Genomic DNA, 659 nt, shown 5'->3' with positions numbered 1-659 from the left:
CTTCTTGGTCATATACATGACACAAGTCGTTTGAGAAGGATATTTCTAAAACGCAAATTCGTTTCGTTATCTAGTTTTCAAGGATCAAAGTTCCGGTTTTTCGACCGGAATATTATCTTATCAAGCCATTATATTCAGGTCAACCTGAATATTTTGGATATCAAGATCATAGATTATATGGTGGAGCCAAGGGGGATCGAACCCCTGACCTCCTGCGTGCAAGGCAGGCGCTCTCCCAGCTGAGCTATAGCCCCATATAGGATAGAAATATTAAGTTTGAAATGGTGGGCCCTAGTGGACTCGAACCACCGACCTCACCCTTATCAGGGGTGCGCTCTAACCAGCTGAGCTAAGGGCCCAAATCATGCGCTTGGCAGCGTCCTACTCTCCCGGGACCCTTCGGTCCAAGTACCATCGGCGCTGGAAGGCTTAACGGTCGTGTTCGGGATGGGTACGCGTGGAACCCTTCCGCTATCGCTACCAAACGCATATTTGTGAGAGTTGAACTCTCAAAACTGACCAACGAGTGAGTCGATTGGTGCTTTGCTTACGCAAAGCGAGTATCCGGCGACTTGCGCCGACCGAATGATATTTGAATGTCCTCGTTGCAGAGGACGATTCTCCATAGAAAGGAGGTGATCCAGCCGCACCTTCCGATA

2 tRNA genes and 1 rRNA gene are annotated in these 659 nt (G+C 48.9%); all 3 read right to left on the bottom strand.

Features of this window, described 5'->3' with window-relative positions:
• Positions 1–178 precede the first annotated feature (178 nt).
• The 3 genes from HII30_RS21380 to rrf all read right to left on the bottom strand — a co-directional run bounded on the left by HII30_RS21380 (position 179) and on the right by rrf (position 485).
• Positions 179–254, bottom strand: a tRNA-Ala gene (locus HII30_RS21380).
• 28 nt (positions 255–282) lie between these two features.
• A tRNA-Ile gene (locus HII30_RS21375) sits at positions 283–359 on the bottom strand.
• 9 nt (positions 360–368) lie between these two features.
• Positions 369–485, bottom strand: a 5S ribosomal RNA gene (gene rrf, locus HII30_RS21370).
• Between the last annotated feature and the right edge of the window lie 174 nt (positions 486–659).

Source organism: Paenibacillus lemnae, from assembly GCF_012933385.1.
In the GTDB taxonomy this organism is placed as follows: domain Bacteria; phylum Bacillota; class Bacilli; order Paenibacillales; family Paenibacillaceae; genus Paenibacillus_AQ; species Paenibacillus_AQ lemnae.
The sequence above is the reverse complement of the archived record's forward strand: the minus strand, read 5'-3'. Positions and strand labels throughout refer to the sequence as shown.